Source organism: Mycolicibacterium monacense (genome assembly GCF_010731575.1).
GTDB lineage: Bacteria > Actinomycetota > Actinomycetes > Mycobacteriales > Mycobacteriaceae > Mycobacterium > Mycobacterium monacense.
Window position 1 is genome coordinate 315805 of the sequence record NZ_AP022617.1, and the last position, 18539, is coordinate 334343.

Below are 18539 nucleotides of genomic sequence, written 5' to 3' on the forward strand. Positions count from 1 at the left end.
ACCTTAAACTGGCGGGGTGGCGAAACTGCAGCTTGTCCAGGATCCGGCGGCCGACGCGCTGCTCGAATCAAACCCGTTCGCGCTGCTGGTCGGCATGCTGCTCGATCAGCAGTACCCGATGGAGGCGGCGTTCGCCGGGCCGAAGAAGATCGCCGACCGCATGGGTGGTGTCGACGCCCGCGAGATCGCCGAGTACGACCCCGAGAAGTTCGCCGCCCTCTGCTCGACGACGCCTGCGGTGCACCGGTTTCCCGGGTCGATGGCCAAACGCATCCAGGCGCTGGCCCAACTGATCGTCGACCGCTACGACGGTGACGCCGCCGCGCTGTGGACCTCGGGCGATCCCGACGGCGCCGAGGTGCTGCGCAGGCTCAAGGCGCTGCCGGGGTTCGGCGAGCAGAAGGCCAAGATCTTCCTCGCGCTGCTGGGCAAGCAGTACGGCGTGACACCGCAGGGCTGGCGGGAGGCCGCGGGCGACTACGGCAAGGCCGGGACGTACATGTCGATCGCCGACGTGACCGATCCGGGCGCACTCGAAAAGGTGCGCTCGTACAAGAAGCAGGCGAAGGCCGCCGCGAAGGATCAGGCGAAGAACTGACGCCGAGACTGCTGCCAGATCGCGATTCTCGACGAATTCGCGATCTGTGCGCAGTCTCGCTGACTCATATGCCGACGTGCGAATAGGCTGAGGCACATGAAGACACACTTGAACTGTCCGTGCGGTGAGGCGATCACCGGTAAGGACGAAGAGGATCTGGTCGAGAAGGCGCAGAAGCACCTGTCGGAGGCGCATCCCGGCCGCGAATACGACCGCGACGCCATCCTGTTCATGGCCTACTAGGCCACCCTGCCTCCCCGAGTTCGACACCAGGGCTGTGCCGATCGCCGATCGACGACCCTGACGTAGAACTCGACGCACCAGCCCACAAACGAAAAATCCCCGGCCGCAACCGCGACCGGGGATTTGTCGTCTGAGCGTCAGGGCACGACCGTTGATCCGATGGTCGGCATGAACTGGCACTGCTTCTCGGTGGTGGTGACCTGGCCGAAGATCGTCGACATGATGCTGCCCGATCCGGTGTCCACGATGGCGGTCAGCGTCGTCGGCCCCTCCGGGTTGATGTCCGACCGCGGTTTGAGCGTCGCGCTGCCGGACTTACCGGTGGTCAGGTTCACCCACGTCACGTTCAGCGGGAGCTTCTGCTCGGCCGCAGGTCCCGGCGTGCCGACCGCGGTGAACACGTACGCCGTCTGACCGGGTCCCGGTCCTGGTGCGGGGATCTTGGCCGGGCCGGCCACCGAGATCGCGGTCGCCAGGACGTTTCCGCCGTCCTTCAGGCATCCGTTGCTGATCGACGGATACATGAAGTCCTGCGTGGGCGGGGCGTCCGGACCGAATCCCGGCGGACCCGGGGTGGGGGCCGGCGCAGGCGCGGGCGCGGGTCCGGGCAGCGCTCCGGCGGCCTCCGCAACAGGAGCGGCAACCGGAGCGGCCACCGGCGTGGCGACCGGAGCCCCGGGGACGGGTGCCGGTGCGGCCGCGGGGACGGCGACCGGATCGACCACCGGAGCGGCGGCCACCTCGGGACCCGGTGCGGGCGGCGTGGCGCCCGCGGGCAGCGGTCCGACCGCGTGCGCCGGGTTGACCCCGGCCGGTAGGTGCGCCTGTGTCCCCGGCACCGCACCCGGTGCGGGCACATGCGCCGCCGGGTCGGCCACGAACTGGTTGACCGCCGAGGCCACATCGCGCGACGACGCGGGCGCCGCCGCATCTCCGGCGAACACGGCGGCTGCGGCCATCAGCATCGAGGCGGCGTTGTTCGGATCCGCCGCCGCCTGCTGGATGACCGGACCGAGGCTTTCCATCGCGGGCAGACCGGGCGCCTGAAGCGTGTCGATCGGAAGCCCGGGTGCGGGTTCGGCGGTGGCCATCGCACTGCTGAACAGCAGTGCGACGGACGCGCCGACCCCGGCCGCGGTCGTCAACAGAGTTCGAGTCGGTGACATGTCACTCCTCGCGAGTTTCGGTCAGGGCACAGACGATCGACAGCGGTGATCAGGGCAGGGCCGAGACCGGGAAGATCGTCGGCGCCATCGCCGGGGCCGCCGGTCCTCCCGCAGGCGGTGCGCCGACGGGCGGTGCGGCCGGCGTCGCCGCGGGCAGCAGGCTCGTCAGCGGTGAGCCCGCCGGCATCAGCGAGGCCAGTCCGGTCGGCACGTTCACCCCGGGCAGCGGTGACGTGGCGGCCGGCGTGCCGGGCAGCGCCGACGCGGTACCGGGCAGGGCCGGGGTCTGCGGCAGTGTGATCGACGCCGTCGCACCGGGTGCGGTGGCCGGCGCGGCGGGTGCCGCGGGTGCCGCGGCGGGCATCCCGCTGCCGGTCAGGGCCGAGGCGAAGGTCTGCAGCAACTGCGGCGCGTTGCCGAGCTGATCGAGGAACGGAATGGCCGGCGCGGGCGGTGCGGGGGCCGCCGGCTGGGCAGCGGCGGGCGCACTGAGGGCCAGCACGATCGGAACCGCCCCAGCCGCAGCAATCACGCTGGTCACGAGGGTTTTTCTGGTGAGTTTCATGGATCTCCCAATCCGTTGACAGCACGTCTGCGACCGACGCTACGCAGTTACTGGTGTTACTCAAGTGACATGTGTGGCATTTATTCAACCGTTACGGAGGTGACGGGAATCGGTTACCGGATCAGTAGAGTCGGGCCGATAAGCGACTCCACTGCCGCCCCCGCCGCCACCGCCGACGGGGCGAACCCCACCCGACTGCCGGGCCGACTGGCTGCGGCGGCGCCCGTGCTGCTCGTCCTGAGCATCGCCGCGCGGCTCGCGTGGACCTATCTCGCCGCCAACGGCGCCAACTTCGTCGATCTGCACGTCTACGTCGGCGGAGCGGGTGCGCTCGACGCGCCGGGGACGCTCTACGACTACGTCTACGCCGACCAGACGCCGGACTTCCCGCTGCCCTTCACCTATCCGCCGTTCGCCGCGCTGCTCTTCTACCCGCTGCACCTGCTGCCGTTCGGGGTCGTCGCCTTCGCCTGGCAGATCGGCATCGTTGCCGCGTTGTACGGCGTGGTGCGCCTCAGCCAGCGGTTACTCGCCGACGGCGGCGACCGCAGGACCGCCATGCTGTGGACCGCGATCGGCATCTGGCTCGAACCGTTGCGCAGCACCTTCGACTACGGGCAGGTCAACGTGCTGCTGGTGCTGGCGGTGCTGGCCGCGGTGCACAGTTCGCGGTGGTGGTGGTCGGGACTTCTGGTCGGCCTCGCCGCCGGGGTGAAACTCACCCCCGCGGTGTCGGGGCTGTACTTCGTCGGTGCGCGGCGCTGGAAGGCAGCGGTCTTCTCGGCGGTGGTGTTCGCCGGCACCGTGGCGGTGTCCGTGGCCGTGGTCGGTCCGCAGGCGCGGTACTACTTCACCGACCTGCTCGGCGACGCCGACCGGGTCGGCCCGATCGGCACGTCGTTCAACCAGTCCTGGCGCGGTGGCATCTCCCGGATCGTCGGGCACGACGCCGGCTACGGTCCGCTGGTCGTGGCGGCGATCCTCGTCACCGCGGTGCTCGCGCTACTGGCGTGGCGGGCGATCGGGGGCAGCGCGGATCGCTTGGGCGCCATCGTCATCGTCCAACTGTTCGGCCTGCTGCTCTCGCCGATCTCGTGGACCCACCACTGGGTGTGGGTGCTGCCGCTGATGATCTGGTTGTGGCACGGGCCGCTGCGGCGCCGGGCCGGCGCGCGGGCGCTGCGCTGGGGCTGGTTGGCGCTGACCCTGATCGGGGTGCCGTGGCTGCTCAGCTTCGCCCAGCCGACGATCTGGGAGATCGGCCGGCCGTGGTACCTGGCCTGGGCCGGGTTGATCTACATCGTCGCCACGCTGGTGACGCTGGCGTGGCTGGCGACTACCGGCGCTACCGGTCGAGGATCTCGTCGATCTCCCGAGCCATCTGCAGATCTTTCTCCGTGATACCGCCCTCTGAGTGTGTGACGAGTACGAAAGTCACTGTCCGCCAACGGATATCGATATCGGGATGGTGGTCTTTCGCCTCGGCGCGCTCAGCCACCCGGCGCACCGCTTCGATGCCGTCGAGAAACGCCGGGAACTTCACCGAGCGGCGCAGCACCCCGTCGGCCCGCTCCCAGCCGCCCAGCTCCGGCAGTGCGGCGTCCACCTGATCGTCGGTCAACACAGCCATGCCTTCGACGGTATACCGTCACCGCTGATGGCAGAGCAGATCGTCGTGGCCGGAGCCTTGATCACCGGGTCGCAACTGTTGGTCGCGCAGCGCGACCGGCCACCCGAGCTGGCCGGGTTGTGGGAACTCCCGGGCGGGAAGGTCGCGCGTGGGGAGAGCGACTCGGCGGCGCTGACGCGGGAGTTGCAGGAGGAGTTGGGCATCGACGTCGCGGTGGGTCCACGAATCGGCGACGACATCGCCCTGAGCGCGACGACCGTGCTGCGCGCGTATTTGGTCACCCACCTCGGCGGGGACCTGCGGCCGATCGACCACCGCGCCCTGCGCTGGGTCGCGGTGCACGAACTCGACGACCTGCCGTGGGTTCCCGCGGACCGGGCCTGGCTCGGGGCGCTCGGTCACGCGCTGCGCAACGGCGCCGGATAGCGGGCGGTCAGTACCGCAGGCGGTCGTCGATCACCCGCACGCGTTCGGGGCCGCGCGCGTGATGTACCGCATACAGCGGATGCGTCAACACCGGATGGCGGCAGTGCGGGCACGATTGCTGCGGCTGTCGGGCCGACGCCACCGTGAGGTGATGACAGGTGCTGCACCGCACGACGTGTGCGGCGCCGGCCCAGTTCATCAACCCAATGTAGAGCGCGGCGATCGAGGCCATGGCCAACACGATGATCAAGGCGACGGTGAGTGCCTCGTAAACCGCCATGATCGCACCTCCAAGCCTGTACGACGGATCTCGACGGATGACACCAACGGTACTCGCCGAACCGCTGTCGCGGCAGGTCAACGGCGCTCTCAGGCCTTGCGCGCCCGCTTGTACACCTTCTCCAGTTCCTTGCCCCGGATGCCCATGTGCTCGGCCTTGAGCACCTTGTGCACCACCAGCGGGCACCGTTTGCACCGCGGCTTGCTGCGGCAGCACTTCTTCTTCGGTTTGAGCTCGGCGAACTTGCTGGACTTCACGGTGCGGACGGGATCCTGACGGAGGCTGGGGACGGGCGGGCTCGGGCGCCATTACATTGCCACGGCGCGATCGGGCCGCGGTGGCCTCCCTCGCGTGCCCGGCTGTGCATTTCGCGATCGAGTCACCGCACTGCGACAATCACCGACGTGGATTTACCCAATGACTTCCGCAATGTCGCCATCGTCGCCCACGTCGACCACGGCAAGACGACGCTGGTCGATGCGATGCTGCGGCAGTCCGGTGCGCTGAGTCACCGCGGCGACGATGCCGTCGAACGCCTGATGGACTCCGGGGATCTGGAGAAGGAAAAAGGCATCACCATCCTCGCCAAGAACACGGCGGTGCACCGGCATCACCCCGACGGCACGATGACCGTCATCAACGTGATCGACACCCCGGGCCACGCCGACTTCGGCGGCGAGGTCGAGCGCGGGCTGTCCATGGTCGACGGCGTGCTGCTGCTGGTCGACGCCTCCGAGGGGCCGTTGCCGCAGACCCGCTTCGTGCTGCGCAAGGCACTGGCCGCGCACCTGCCCGTCATCCTCGTGGTGAACAAGACCGACCGCCCCGACGCCCGGATCGCGGAGGTGGTCTCCGAGAGCCACGATCTGCTGCTCGACGTCGCCTCCGACCTCGACGACGAGGCGCAGAAGGCCGCCGAGGAGGCGCTCGGTCTGCCGGTCCTCTACGCCTCCGGCCGCGCGGGTATCGCGAGCACCACCGAACCCGCGAACGGTGAGAACCCCGACGGGGAGAACCTCGACCCGCTCTTCGACGTCCTGCTCGAGCACATCCCGCCGCCGCAGGGCGATCCGGAGGCGCCGCTGCAGGCGTTGGTGACCAACCTCGACGCGTCGGCCTTCCTCGGCCGTCTCGCGCTGATCCGTATCTACAAGGGGCGCATCCGCAAGGGTCAGCAGGTGGCCTGGATGCGTGAGGTCGACGGCCACCCGGTCGTGACCAACGCCAAGATCACCGAACTGCTCGTCACCGTGGGCGTCGAGCGCACCGCCACCGACGAAGCCGTCGCCGGGGACATCGTGGCCGTCGCCGGGATCCCCGAGATCATGATCGGCGACACGCTGGCCGATCCGGACCATGCGCACGCACTGCCGCGCATCACCGTCGACGAGCCCGCCATCTCGGTCACCATCGGCACCAACACCTCACCGTTGGCAGGCAAGGTGTCCGGTCACAAGCTCACCGCACGAATGGTGAAGTCGCGGTTGGACTCCGAACTGGTCGGCAACGTGTCGCTGAAGGTCGTCGACATCGGCCGGCCCGACGCCTGGGAGGTGCAGGGCCGCGGCGAGCTGGCGCTCGCGGTGCTCGTCGAGCAGATGCGCCGCGAGGGCTTCGAGCTCACCGTCGGCAAACCGCAGGTGGTCACCCGCACGATCGACGGCAAGCTGCACGAGCCGTTCGAGGCCCTGACGATCGACTGCCCAGAGGAGTTCGTCGGCGCGATCACCCAGCTGATGGCCGCCCGCAAGGGCCGCATGGAGGAGATGACCAACCATGCCGCGGGCTGGGTGCGGATGGACTTCATCGTCCCGAGCCGTGGCCTGATCGGTTTCCGCACCGACTTCCTGACGTTGACCCGCGGCACCGGCATCGCCAACGCGGTGTTCGACGGCTACCGCCCGTGGGCGGGGGAGATCCGCGCCCGCCACACCGGCTCGCTGGTGTCGGACCGCAGCGGCTCGGTGACGCCGTTCGCGATGATTCAGCTCTCCGACCGTGGCCAGTTCTTCGTCGAGCCGGGCGACGACACCTACGAGGGACAGGTCGTCGGTATCAACCCGCGTGCCGAGGACCTCGACGTCAACGTCACCCGCGAGAAGAAGCTGACCAACATGCGCAGTTCCACCGCCGACGTGATGGAGACGCTGGCCCGTCCGCTCGAGCTCGGCCTCGAACAGGCCATGGAGTTCTGCGCCGAGGACGAATGCGTCGAGGTCACCCCCGAGGTGGTGCGGGTGCGCAAGGTCGAGCTCGACGCCACCCTGCGGGCCCGCGCGCGCTCGCGGGCGAAGGCGCGGAACTGATCAAGCTTCAGCGGTCGATACTCTGAGGAGCGTGCCGACCCGTCCCCGCCGCCACCGCGTGACGTTGGGGGCGTTAGTCTCTGCCGTCGCACTGCTGCTCGGTGGGTGCACCGTGAGCCCGCCGCCGGCACCGCAGAGCACCGAGACGCCGCAGACCACCCCGCCGCCGGCGCCCAAGGCCACCCAGATCATCGTCGCGATCGATTCGATCGGTCCGGGGTTCAACCCGCATCTGCTGTCGGATCAGTCGCCGGTCAACGCGGCGATCGCCGCCCTGGTGCTGCCGAGTTCGTTCCGGCCGATCCCGGATCCGAACACGCCGACCGGATCGCGGTGGGAGCTGGACCCGACGCTGCTGGAATCGGCCGAGGTGACCAACGAGAACCCGTTCACCGTCACCTACAACATCCGGCCCGAGGCGCAGTGGACCGACAACGCGCCGATCGGCGCCGACGACTACTGGTATCTGTGGCGTCAGATGGTCAGCCAGCCCGGCGTCGTGGACCCCGCCGGCTACGACCTGATCACCGGGGTGCAGTCCGTCGAGGGCGCCAAGCAGGTCGTCGTCACGTTCTCCCAGCCCTACCCCGCGTGGCGCGAGCTGTTCAACAACATCCTGCCCGCGCACATCGTCAAGGACGTGCCCGGCGGTTTCGGAGCGGGTCTGGCCGAGGCGATGCCGGTGACGGGCGGACAGTTCCGGGTGGAGAGCATCGATCCGCAGCGTGACGAGATCCTGCTGGCCCGCAACGACCGGTACTGGAGTGCACCCGCCAAACCCGACCTCGTGCTGTTCCGCCGCGGCGGTGCCCCGGCGGCGCTGGCGGACTCGATCCGCAACGGTGACACCCAGGTCGCCCAGGTGCACGGCGGCGCAGCGACCTTCGCGCAACTGAGCGCGATCCCGGATGTGCGCACGGCCCGCATCGTGACGCCGCGGGTCATGCAGGTGACGCTGCGCGGTCAGCTGCCCAAACTCGCCGATCCGTCGGTTCGCCGGGCGATCCTCGGCCTGCTCGACGTCGACCTGCTGGCGTCGGTGGGTGCCGGCGACGACAACACCGTCACCCTGGCCCAGGCGCAGGTGCGCTCACCGTCCGATCCCGGGTATGTGCCGACGGCCCCACCCGCGCTGGGCACCGAGGCGGCCCTCGAACTACTGGCCGAGGCGGGCTATCAGATGGCGCCGGTGGGGGATGGCGCACCGGGGGCTCCCGCACCGGACCACAGTCGCGGACGCCTCTCGAAAGACGGTGCCCCGCTCACCCTGGTGCTCGGGGTGGCCGCCAACGATCCGACGTCGGTCGCCGTGGCGAACACCGCCGCCGACCAACTCCGCAGTGTCGGCATCGAGGCGTCGGTGCTGGCGCTGGATCCGGTGAAGCTCTACGGGGAGGCGCTGGCCGAGAACCGGGTCGACGCCGTCGTGGGGTGGCACCAGGCCGGGGGAGACCTGGCCACCGCGCTGGCCTCCCGGTACGGCTGTCCCGCGCTGGAGGCGACGCCCGTGCAGACCGCGCCTGCGGCGCCGCCCGGATCGTCGCGGCCGACCACGACCGCGGCTCCGGCGACGACGGCTCCCGCCACCCCGACGGCCACCCCCACCACCACACCCAGCCCCGCACCGGAATCCGGCGCGCTGGTGCAGGCGCCGAGCAACATCACCGGAGTGTGTGACCGCAGCATCCAGCCGAAGATCGACGCGGCCCTCGACGGCAGCGAACCGATCGCCGAGGTGATCGACGCCGTCGAGCCACGGCTGTGGAACATGTGGACGGTGTTGCCGATCCTGCAGGACACCACGATCGTCGCGGCGGGGCCGAGCGTGCGCAACGTGAGCCTCACGGGGGCCGTGCCGGTCGGCATCGTCGGCGATGCAGGCAGTTGGGTGAAAACCCCGCAGTGACGCATACGGGCCCCCACCCCGAAGGGTGAGGGCCCGTTGGTGGTCGGATCAGGCCTCGGCGCCTCCGGCGTCGCCGCCGGTGTTCTCGGTTCCGGTCTCCTTCTCACCGGGGTCGTTCGCGTTGTCGTCGTTGGCGTTGTCATCGTTCGCGTTCTGTTCTTCGGACGGTTCCTGCTCGGTGGTGTCGTCGCCTCCGGTCTCCTCTTCGGATGCGTCCTCCTCGAGCGTGTCCTCGAGCGTCTCCTCGTCGAGGGCTTCCTCTTCTTCGGGAGCATCCTCGTCGGGCGCTTCCTCCTGGGGAGCCTCCTCGGCAGGCGTCTCGTCGACGACCTCATCGCCGGACTTCTCGTCCACGACGGGAACACCGTCGCCCGGCTCGGCGCCCGGGCTCTGAGCCTCCTCGCCACCGGCTACCTCGGTCTTGAACGCGGCCGGAGTCACGCCCGAATCGGTGAGGTCCAGGGTCACCGTCTCGGTGGCCTCCGTCTTCGTCGACGAGACGTCGGCGACGCGCAACGCCGGCAGATCGGGCTTGAGCGCGTCGGCGATCATCTGGCGCAGGGTCAAAAACGCAGCGACAGTGCCGGATTCCGGGGTGAGAAGCCCGCCGTCGAACCCGAAACCGTTCAGCACACCGCCGACCACGACGCCCGGGATGTCGAGCACCGCGGTGATCACGCCCGCGATGTCTCCGACGTTGGCGGCGTCGACCACGGCCTGTGCTGCGGCTCCGGCCGCATTGAACCCGCTGAACACCGGGGTGAGCACTGCGATCGCGCCGACCGCGAAAACCGTGAGCGCCTGATTGGCGACGTCGAGGACGTTCTGCGCCGTCTGCGTGATGATGCCCTGTACCGGCATCAGGAGTGCGAGCGACGGGAAGAGGATCGGTTGCAGGAAGGCCTGCATGATCGCCGGGATCCCCTCGGCCGGGTTACCGCCGACGATCAGTTCGAACGCCTCCCGTAGATTTGCCGGGATTCCGTCGGGGTTGGTCGGATCGAGTGAGGCGACGACCCCGGTGAAGAACTCCTCGAGCGCCGGCGCCAGCGTCTCGATGTTCGCGAGTTGATTCTCGAACACCTGCTGCAGAATCGGTGCCGGGTTTTGCGCCACCGTCTGCCCGAGCACCGCGAGGTTCTCCGCCGCCTGGCCGAAGACCTCGATCCAGGTCTGGATCGGGTTGACGGCGGCGTTGAGCTCGACGCCGATCGTCGACAGCGTCGGCACCTTCGCATCGGGCAACGGCGGCGCAATCGGGCTGATCGCGATCGCTCCGGCTCCGACCAGCGCCACGCCGGCGGAGAGATACGAACGGGCTGCGATTTGCATGGGTCTCCTTACATCGAGGTAAATCTTTTCCGTTCCACAACTTACCTCTCAGTAAGATCACATGATCATGAATTGGCAAACTTCTTGCGCTGACGCAAAGGCTTTGCGATGAACCCGCACGCCTGTTGGAGAACAAAGTAAAACGCAGGTAGAGCCATGATCAACGCTGGAATCGATGCGGCCACATGGTGTCTGTCCATGTCATATGTCAGTAGCTGGCAATTTCAAGATCGTTATAATTCGTTTGAGCAAACAAAGAGTTTTGCTATACGAACGTATACCTCGCGGATTTCGCAGGTGACGCGGCCGTTAATTAGCTGGCAGGACCTTTGCGGAGTGGGCGGCTTCGTCCGATGTCAGTCCCGTGTGACGGCAACCTCCGCGTCGACCGGCAAAGACACCGACCGGTGACAACGCAGAGCGGCCCCGGACTGATGTCCGGGGCCGCCTGCGTCGGTGCTACTGATTACTCCGAGGCGGAGCTGGAGCTGGCGGACTCCTTCTTCTTCGAGGAGGTGTCAGCCGATTCCTTCTTCGTCGACTCGCCGGCCGGCTTCTTGCTACCGCCGACAGCGTTCTCGATGTTCTTCCGGACCCCGTCGAGGTTCTTGCGGGTCTGGTTCGCCGCTCCCTCGAGGTTCTTGCGGGTCTGGTTCGCGGCCCCCTCGAGGTTCTTGCGGGTCTGCTCCGCGGCCCCCTCGAGGTTCTTGCGGGTCTGGTTGAGACCGTCGTTGACCTGCTTGCCCGCGGTGTCGAAGGCCTCGCGCAGCTGCACCTGACCCTTCTGGATCTGCTTCTGCAGGTCGGCCACCGGCGCGGGAGGAGCCGGCAACACCGGGTTGACCTTCACCTCAGGCAGCTTCGCCTCGGCGGCCGGTGCCTTCTCTTCGACGGGGGCCGTGGCCACCGACAACGTCCGGGACTCCGGCGCGATCCGGGTCGAAGTGACCTCCGGCGACGCGACCTCACCCGTACCGGCGCTCAGCGTGTTGATCCCGCCGCCGAGCTCACCGCCGATGCTGCCACCGAAACCACCCAGCGCCCCGCGGATGGCGCCACTGATCGCGGCGCTGATGGCACCGCCGATGTTGACGTCACTCGCGGCCTCGGCGAACGCGTTCACCGCGGCGTAGATACCGGCGCCGATGGCCTGGAGCGCATCGTTGCCGTTCTCCAGGGCCGACACCGCCGTGGCGCGGAACGCTTCGACGACGGCGTCGGCCGCCGCGGCGAAGTTGTTGACCGCGTCGACACCGATCTCGGTGATGGCATCCGCCGCCGCACCGAACTGCGCACCGGCTTCGGCGAAGGAGCCGACGAACTCGGCGGGCGTCGGCAGGCCTTCCAGGCTCGCGCCGATCGCGGCGGAGATCTCTCCGCCGATCTCGGCGAAGCCCTCCAGCGCTGCGGCACCCAGGTCGAGGCCCGCTTCCAGGCCGGCCTGCAGTGAGGCGCCGAGGTCGGCCAGCACCGGTCCGAGCGAGGCGGACGCCTCGATCAGGGCGCTGATGAAGACCTCCGGGCTGGGCAGGTTCTCCAGGGCGGCCTCGAACGCGGCGGCCAGGGTGCCACCGCCCTCGACCAGGGCCTCGAGGAAGCCACTGAACGCGGCGCCGCCGATGTCGATGCCCGACTGGATGGCGGCGGTCAGCGCGGCCGACAGGTTGCCGATGGCCTCGGCAGTCGCATCGGCGATCGCGTTGAAGCCGGGTGCGAAAGCCTCGATGGCGCCCTCGATCGCGGCGACGAACTCCGCCGGGGTCGGGAAGCCCTCGAACGCCGCGTTGAAGGCAGCTGCCAGTTCTGCTCCGGCATCGAGGAGCACGTCGGCGATGAGCCCCGCGTCCAGGTCGATGCCGAGGTCGACGATGAGCTCCAGCGCCGCCTCGAGGGAGGCGCCGAGGTCGACGTCGATCGCACCCAGTGCGCTGACGAGGGCCTCGACGAACGCCTCCGGCGTCGGGAACGCGCTCAGCGCGGCCTCGAACGCCGCGGCCAGCTGGCCGCCCGCGTCCTGCAGTCCGGCAATGACCGCCTCGAAGGCCGTCTCGCCGGCCTCGATGCCGGCTTCGATCGCGGCCGTCAGCGCGCTCGAGAAGTTCGCGATCGCCGTGCCGGTGGCATCGGCCAGCGCGGTCAGCCCCGGGATCACACCTTCCAGGGCCGCCTCGAAGGCGGCGACGAACTCCGCGGGTGACGGGAAGCCTTCGAGCGCGGCATCGAAGATCGCCGCCAGCTCCGCACCCGCTTCGGCGAGGGCCTCGCCGAGCGCGGTGGCGTCCAGGTTGAGCCCCAGCTCCACGAAGACCTCGAGCGCGGCGTCGATGGCGCCGGCCAGGTCGACGTCGATGGCCCCGAAGGCCGTGACGAGGGCGTCGATGAACGCCTCGGGCGTCGGGAAGGCCTCGATGGCCGCGTTGAACGCCGCCGCGAGCTCACTGCCCGCGTCGAGCAGACCCGCGACGATGGCGTCGAACGCCTCCACTCCGGCGGCGAAACCGGTCTCCAGCGCCGTCGTCAGGGCGCCCGAGAGATCGGCGATCACCTCGGCGGTGGCCGCGGCGAGCGCGTCGAAGCCCGGGACGACGCCCTCGAGGGCGGCGTTGAAGGCGGCGATGAACTCTTCCGGAGTCGGGAAGCCTTCCAGCACACCGTTGAACAGTGCGGCGAAGTCGGCCCCGGCCTCGAGGAGCGCGTCGGCGATCGCACCGGCGTCCAGGTCGATGCCGAGCTCGACGAGCGCCTCGAGCGCGACGTCGAGCGCGGCGCCGAGGTCGACGTCGATGGCGCCGAAGGCCGACACCAGGGCGTCGACGAACGCCTCGGGCGTCGGGAAGGCCTCGATCGCCGCGGCGAACGCGGCGGCGAGCTCACCCCCGGCGTCCTGCAGCGCGGCGATGACGGATTCGAAGGCGTCCAGACCCGCGGCGAAACCGGCCTCCAGGGCGCCCGACAGCGCACCCGACAGTTCGGTGAACGCCTCGGCGGCGGCTTCGGCGAATGCGTTGAAGCCCGGGACGAGTCCGGCGATGGCGGCGTTGAAGGCGGCGAAGAAATCGGCCGGGGTCGGGAACCCCTCGATCGCACCCTCGAACACGGCGGCCAGGTCGGCGCCGGCCTCGATGAGAGCCTGGGCGATGGCCGTGGTGTCGAGTGCGAGGCCGATGTCGACGAGCGCCTCGAGTGCGACGTCGAGCGCGGCACCCAGGTCGACGTCGATGGCGGCGAACGCGTTCACCAGCGCGTCGAGGAATGCCTCGGGTGTCGGGAAGGCCTCGATCGCCGCGGCGAACGCGGCGGACAGATCGCTACCCGCGTCCAGCAGGCCGGTGACGATCGCGTCGAACGCCTCGATGCCGGCAGCCGCGCCCGCGTCGATGGCCGCGGCCAGCGCACCCGACAGCTCGGTGAGCGATGCGGCGGCGGCTTCGGCGAACGCGTTGAGCCCGGGCAGGACGCCCGCGATCGCGGCGTTGAAGGCGGCGAAGAACTCGGCCGGGGTCGGGAAGCCCTCGAAGACTCCCTCGAAGGCGGCCGCCAGATCGGCGCCGGCCTCGATGAACGCGTCGGCGATGGCGCCGGCGTCGATCTCGATGCCCAGGTTGACGAGCGCCTCGAGTGCGACGTCGAGGGCAGCCCCGAGGTCGACGTCGATGGCGCCGAAGGCCGACACCAGGGCGTCGATGAACGCCTCGGGGGTCGGGAAGGCTTCCAGTGCGGCGTTGAACGCCGCGGCCAGTTCACCACCGGCGTCGAGCAGGCCTGCGACGAACGCGTCGAATGCGGTGACGCCCGCGGCGATACCCGCATCGATCGCGGCGGCGAGTTCGGCCGAGAGTTCGGTGAACGCCTCGACCGCGGCCGTGGCGACGGCGTTGAAGCCCGGGATCACATCACCGAGCGCGGCCTCGAATGCGGCGACGAACTCCTCGGGCGTGGGGAAGGCGGCCAGGGCGGCGTTGAACGCGGCCTCCAGCGCGGCCCCGGCCTCGAGGAACGCCTCGCCGATGGCGCCGGCGTCGATCTCGATGCCCAGTTCGAGGGCGGCCTCGAGCGCGACCTCGATGACGCCCGCGAGATCGAGGTTGACGGAGGCGAAGGCCGACACCACGGCATCGACGAACGCCTGCGGCGACGGGAAGTTGGCGATCGCGTTGTCGATTGCGGTCGCGAGCACACTGCCGCCGTCGAGCAGCCCTTCGACGACCGCCTGGAAGGCGTTGTTGCCTTCTTCGACGGCGCTCACGAGTGCCGCTTCGAGGGCCCCACCCAGCCCGACGATGGCGGCCTGGGCGGCCTGAGAGGCGCTGTCCACCGCACCGCCGACCGGCGCCCACGCAGCCTGCGCGGCGGCGATCAGATCAGCCAGTGAGGACAGCGAGACATCTTCGAGCACCGCGACCATCCGGTCGCCACGAATCTGGAAGTCCGGCGGCAGCACTTCGACCGGAGCCAACGCGATCGATGTAGCGCCTACAACAGCCACACCGGCGGTCAAGTATGACCGAACAGCAACTTCCATGACATCCCCTCAGAGTCAAAAACAGCCCGACGGAGCAAAACATACCTGAGAACTACCTAAGTAACAAAGCGATCTACGCCTTTTTCTATGACTGTTTTCTAAGGAGCTGGACAGCGTTTGCCTGACCCTTCGCGATGCGAATTAGCCTCGACGGTGATGGCAAGCAAATCAAGGCGTGAACGGCAAATTCCGACGGGATCCGGGCCGTCTCCGGATGCTACGGAACGCGCCACGTGAACAGCGGTCGCCAAGATTGCTGAGATCGTTGAATGGGGAAGTTTAACCAGTACAGTGGCGCCAGTGTGACCGACAGGCGCTGTTGCCGAATCTGTGTTCTGATGCACACTTCCGGTGCGGCATCCCAGGCGTGGGTCCGGAGCGCTCGCGAATGCGGCGTTTCAGCAAGGGTCCGTCGCGGATGTGGGCGTTTCCGCAGCTCTTCGCTGATTCTCGGGTTACCGGGGAGTTGGCGACATGGCCCCGCGGCGGATCCGATGCGGCGCCGGCCGGCCCGACGGGGTGGGTGCTGCAAGCACGCCGACGGGCGTAACGCGACGCGACCCGCCGTCGATTCCACTCGTGATGCTGCTGCTAGCGGACGTGTTTTGACGCCGACGAAAGTGGGTATCTGTCCAGCGCTTCGTTCGCATGGCGGCACCCGGAGGGGGAGGTTTATCCTGTCGGTTCGGTCTATGTGCCTCGTGTCGAAGCTCCAAGTTCGCGCCCGCTGAGGCGCTATTGAGAAGACGTTGCTGGCAGGTAGCTGACGGGCAAATTCTGCTCGCTTAATGGATTAGCCACCTTGTCAAAGATCTCCGAATCTGAGAAGCAGCTGAGTCGCTCAGTTAACTTCTTTTAGCCGCACGCAGCGAACAGTCAGGTAGGCGGCACAAACGCGTTCACGAGGGCTTGCTGAACGTCCGGGTGCGCTCCGTCGGGGGCCGCTCCGGGCCCGCGCGGGAGCCAACACGCGCACGGCACAGCGAGTCGTCACAGTGACGATTCGAGACGGCTACTTACTTTTCAGAGTCGGTCTCGCGGTCGACCGTTGTCTTGTCGTCAGCCGGGGAAGACGCGTCATTCGTGGATCCGGGGGTGGGCTGCTTGCCGCCGGTGGTGTCGCCTTGTCCGCCCGCGTCGCCGGCCTGGTCGCCGTCTTTGGCGGGGGTGGTCTTCTTGCCGCCAGTGGTGAACCGCTTGATCGTCGAGTGGAAGTTGTCGATGCCCTGCTGAACGCCCTGCTGAACCCGGACGCCGAGCTCACGCGCCAACTCACCGGGTTTCGGCAGTTTGGGAGCTCCCGGTTGCGTCGTCGCACTCGGAGTGTCGGACTCCCCGTCGGGATCGACCTCGAGTGCCGGTAGCGGCACCTCCAGGTCTGTACCGGACTCCACCTGCTGGGGTTTCGCGCCGACTGCCGATGGCGGTGTGACGCCGTCGCGGATGTCGACCACGACGCCGTCCACGGTCTGGTCGACCTGATCGATCAGGCCGCCTTCCTTACCGAGTGGCTTCGGCAGATTCCGGATCAACGCGCGAATGAGCGGCTTGAGCGCGCTCTCGGCGAAGGCCTTGTCGATCGCCTCGATGCCGGTGAGTTCAGGATCCCCTACCAGGAGAGCGCTGAGCGGTTCGACGATGAGTCGGTGCAGCGCCTCGATCGGCCCCATTTCCCCGGTGAGCAACCCCGTCGCAACCTGCTTCATCAGCACGAACGCCACCGCAGGAACCAGGGTGACCTGCTTGACGAACGTGATGCCGGCCTCGCCGAAGCTGGTGCCGATGTCGGTCAGCGCTCCGACGACGCCCTCGAGCGTCTCGCTGGGGACACCGGGCGGAATCGTTGTGTTGGGGACGAGCGTCCGCTCGTGGGCCGCGGTGAACTCTTCGACCGGCAGCGCGACGGATGGTTCGGTGACACTGACGCCGGCGCTGAAAGCGGAGATCACGGAATCGCGGCCGGTGTTCGACACGTCGTTGAAGAGGCGTTGCAGTTCTTCTATGGAACTCAGCCAGTCCTGACGGATGGCGCCGATGGATTCGAGGAACTCGGGGTCGAGGACGTCGAGCCGGTCACCGTCGGCGGTGAAGTCCGACGCGGAGACGCGGATATCGCTGGGGAGTGGGACCACGGGATTGGCCACGACCACGGCCGCACCGGACAGTACGACCCCGGTGGCCAGAAAAGGGGCGATGGCCCGCCGCATGGCGCCCTCCCCACGTGCGCAGCGTTCAATCGGTAAAGAGTAGCTGAGACTGACCTGAGAATACAGCAGCATGAAATGGTTCTTTCCTGAGAATGTCGCTGCACACGTTTAGAAACCGACCGGCGCGGGCTCGCGTGCAGGGCGGTTGCCGGGTCATCCGCTCGGCGTCGGTTGATCGTCTCGAAATCCTTGATCTCCCTTCACGTCTCGATCATGAGGCATCGTGTGCCGACGGAACATTGCTGTGATTGCAGATGTCGATGATTGCGAAAAGACAATCATTTGTGCCTCACGCGCAGCCGGCCCGCCTTACCAGCGAAAAGGGCGAACATCCGTATTCAAGGAACATCCGGCGAATAGGGCGGGTCGTCGGGTGTAAATGTTCGCCGATTCGGCGGTCGCGTGCGTCATCTCGGCGCTGCGGGCCGTTGGCGTAGATTCACCGCTGATGTCAGAACTCGTCCCTCGCCTGCTGTTCGTCCACGCCCATCCGGACGACGAGACGCTCACGACCGGCGGCACCATCGCTCATTACGTCCGCCGCGGTGCGGACGTTCGCGTGGTCACCTGCACGCTCGGCGAGGAAGGTGAGGTGATCGGGGAGCAGTACGCCCAGCTCGCCGTCGACCACGCCGACCAGTTGGGCGGTTACCGGATCGCCGAACTCACCGCCGCGCTCGCCGCGCTGGGAGTGGACGCACCGCATTTCCTCGGTGGCCCCGGCCATTGGCGCGACTCCGGGATGGCCGACACCCCGGCGCGCCACCAGCCGCGCTTCGTCGACGCCGACATGGCCGAGGCCGCCGGCCTGCTCGCCGCGATCCTCGACGACTTCCGCCCGCACGTCGTGGTCACCTACGACCCCGACGGAGGGTATGGACACCCGGACCACGTCCAGACCCACCGCGTCACCACCGCGGCCGTCGAGCGTGCGCAGTGGCAGGTGCCCAAGTTCTACTGGACCGTCATGTCCAAGAGCGGGATGGGCGACGCCTTCGCCGTTGCCCGCGACGTCCCCGAGGAGTGGTTGCAGGTCAGCGTCGACGACGTGCCTTTCCTCTATACCGACGACCGGATCGACGCCGTCGTCGACGTCAGCGACAGCATCGAGGCGAAGGTCGCCGCCATGCGCGCCCACGCCACGCAGATCTCGGTCGCGCCCAACGGCCAGTCCTGCGCGCTGTCGAACAACATCGCGATGCCGATCCCCGGCGTGGAGCACTATGTACTCGTCTCCGGTGCGCCGGGCCCACGCGACGCACGCGGCTGGGAAACCGACCTGCTCGCCGGCGTGAACCTGGCGTAGCGAATTCGGCGCGCGGTAAGCTCCACGGCATCCGGCGACATCGAAGGGGCAT

15 protein-coding genes are annotated in these 18539 nt (G+C 68.3%); 7 read left to right on the forward strand and 8 right to left on the reverse strand.

Going from position 1 to position 18539, the window contains the following annotated elements; all coding sequences use genetic code 11:
- Positions 1-16: 16 nt before the first annotated feature.
- Both G6N49_RS01570 and G6N49_RS01575 read left to right on the forward strand, forming a co-directional pair.
- Positions 17-598, forward strand: a complete 582-nt coding sequence (locus G6N49_RS01570) for an HhH-GPD-type base excision DNA repair protein (RefSeq protein WP_011561427.1) — start codon at positions 17-19, stop codon at positions 596-598.
- 96 nt (positions 599-694) lie between these two features.
- Positions 695-841 (forward strand): DUF1059 domain-containing protein, encoded by a 147-nt coding sequence (locus G6N49_RS01575; RefSeq protein ID WP_011561426.1) that lies wholly within the window; start codon positions 695-697, stop codon positions 839-841.
- 137 nt (positions 842-978) lie between these two features.
- On the opposite strand, the gene G6N49_RS01580 is transcribed toward G6N49_RS01575, so the two are convergent.
- Together G6N49_RS01580 and G6N49_RS01585 are read right to left on the reverse strand one after the other, a co-directional pair.
- On the reverse strand, positions 979-2007 hold the full coding sequence (locus G6N49_RS01580; protein WP_011856649.1) for an Rv1157c family protein: 1029 nt from the start codon (positions 2005-2007) through the stop codon (positions 979-981).
- 49 nt (positions 2008-2056) lie between these two features.
- Positions 2057-2572, reverse strand: coding sequence for a hypothetical protein (locus tag G6N49_RS01585; protein ID WP_011561424.1), 516 nt, complete (start codon positions 2570-2572; stop codon positions 2057-2059).
- 69 nt (positions 2573-2641) lie between these two features.
- Here G6N49_RS01585 and G6N49_RS01590 point away from each other — a divergent pair, with 69 nt between their 5' ends.
- The gene (locus G6N49_RS01590) at positions 2642-3973 is read left to right on the forward strand and encodes a mannosyltransferase (RefSeq protein WP_011856648.1); all 1332 of its coding nucleotides are present in this window, start codon (positions 2642-2644) and stop codon (positions 3971-3973) included.
- Here G6N49_RS01590 and G6N49_RS01595 read toward each other — a convergent pair.
- On the reverse strand, positions 3918-4202 hold the full coding sequence (locus tag G6N49_RS01595; RefSeq protein WP_011856647.1) for a 4a-hydroxytetrahydrobiopterin dehydratase: 285 nt from the start codon (positions 4200-4202) through the stop codon (positions 3918-3920). The genes G6N49_RS01590 and G6N49_RS01595 overlap by 56 nt on opposite strands.
- Positions 4203-4229: 27 nt before the next feature.
- Between G6N49_RS01595 and G6N49_RS01600 the strand changes: the two genes are divergently transcribed.
- Entirely contained in the window at positions 4230-4628 is a 399-nt protein-coding gene (locus G6N49_RS01600; RefSeq protein ID WP_011856646.1) for a (deoxy)nucleoside triphosphate pyrophosphohydrolase, read from the forward strand.
- A 7-nt stretch (positions 4629-4635) separates the two neighbouring features.
- On the opposite strand, the gene G6N49_RS01605 is transcribed toward G6N49_RS01600, so the two are convergent.
- A complete protein-coding gene (locus G6N49_RS01605; protein ID WP_041925138.1) occupies positions 4636-4908 on the reverse strand; it encodes a hypothetical protein in 273 nt (90 codons plus the stop codon).
- A gap of 89 nt (positions 4909-4997) precedes the next feature.
- A complete protein-coding gene (locus G6N49_RS29155; RefSeq protein ID WP_011561419.1) occupies positions 4998-5165 on the reverse strand; it encodes a hypothetical protein in 168 nt (55 codons plus the stop codon).
- A gap of 147 nt (positions 5166-5312) precedes the next feature.
- Between G6N49_RS29155 and typA the strand changes: the two genes are divergently transcribed.
- Positions 5313-7214, forward strand: coding sequence for a translational GTPase TypA (gene typA, locus G6N49_RS01610; RefSeq protein WP_011561418.1), 1902 nt, complete (start codon positions 5313-5315; stop codon positions 7212-7214).
- 31 nt (positions 7215-7245) lie between these two features.
- Positions 7246-9120, forward strand: a complete 1875-nt coding sequence (locus G6N49_RS01615; protein ID WP_011561417.1) for an ABC transporter family substrate-binding protein — start codon at positions 7246-7248, stop codon at positions 9118-9120.
- 48 nt (positions 9121-9168) lie between these two features.
- Here G6N49_RS01615 and G6N49_RS01620 read toward each other — a convergent pair whose 3' ends face one another.
- The 3 genes from G6N49_RS01620 to G6N49_RS01630 form a co-directional block, all read right to left on the reverse strand.
- Complete coding sequence (locus tag G6N49_RS01620; protein WP_011561416.1) at positions 9169-10452, reverse strand: hypothetical protein; 1284 nt, start codon at positions 10450-10452, stop codon at positions 9169-9171.
- A 466-nt stretch (positions 10453-10918) separates the two neighbouring features.
- Complete coding sequence (locus G6N49_RS01625) at positions 10919-14908, reverse strand: hypothetical protein (RefSeq protein ID WP_235679478.1); 3990 nt, start codon at positions 14906-14908, stop codon at positions 10919-10921.
- Between the two features lie 1082 nt (positions 14909-15990).
- Positions 15991-17181 carry a hypothetical protein gene (locus tag G6N49_RS01630; RefSeq protein ID WP_225892165.1) on the reverse strand — a complete coding sequence of 397 codons (1191 nt, stop codon included), beginning with the start codon at positions 17179-17181 and terminating at the stop codon, positions 15991-15993.
- Positions 17182-17626: 445 nt separating this feature from the next.
- On the opposite strand from G6N49_RS01630, the gene mshB reads away from it, so the two are divergent.
- Entirely contained in the window at positions 17627-18487 is an 861-nt protein-coding gene (mshB, locus tag G6N49_RS01635; protein WP_406540109.1) for an N-acetyl-1-D-myo-inositol-2-amino-2-deoxy-alpha-D-glucopyranoside deacetylase, read from the forward strand.
- Positions 18488-18539: the final 52 nt, after the last annotated feature.

Coding starts and splice junctions, on each gene's coding strand:
- G6N49_RS01605 (WP_041925138.1), bottom strand. CDS start 4,908: ATGGCGGTTTACGAGGCACTCACCGTCGCCTTGATCATCGTGTTGGCC.
- G6N49_RS01585 (WP_011561424.1), bottom strand. CDS start 2,572: ATGAAACTCACCAGAAAAACCCTCGTGACCAGCGTGATTGCTGCGGCT.
- G6N49_RS01600 (WP_011856646.1), top strand. CDS start 4,230: ATGGCAGAGCAGATCGTCGTGGCCGGAGCCTTGATCACCGGGTCGCAA.
- G6N49_RS01575 (WP_011561426.1), top strand. CDS start 695: ATGAAGACACACTTGAACTGTCCGTGCGGTGAGGCGATCACCGGTAAG.
- G6N49_RS01595 (WP_011856647.1), bottom strand. CDS start 4,202: ATGGCTGTGTTGACCGACGATCAGGTGGACGCCGCACTGCCGGAGCTG.
- G6N49_RS01590 (WP_011856648.1), top strand. CDS start 2,642: ATGTGTGGCATTTATTCAACCGTTACGGAGGTGACGGGAATCGGTTAC.
- G6N49_RS01620 (WP_011561416.1), bottom strand. CDS start 10,452: ATGCAAATCGCAGCCCGTTCGTATCTCTCCGCCGGCGTGGCGCTGGTC.
- G6N49_RS01580 (WP_011856649.1), bottom strand. CDS start 2,007: ATGTCACCGACTCGAACTCTGTTGACGACCGCGGCCGGGGTCGGCGCG.
- G6N49_RS01630 (WP_225892165.1), bottom strand. CDS start 17,181: ATGCGGCGGGCCATCGCCCCTTTTCTGGCCACCGGGGTCGTACTGTCC.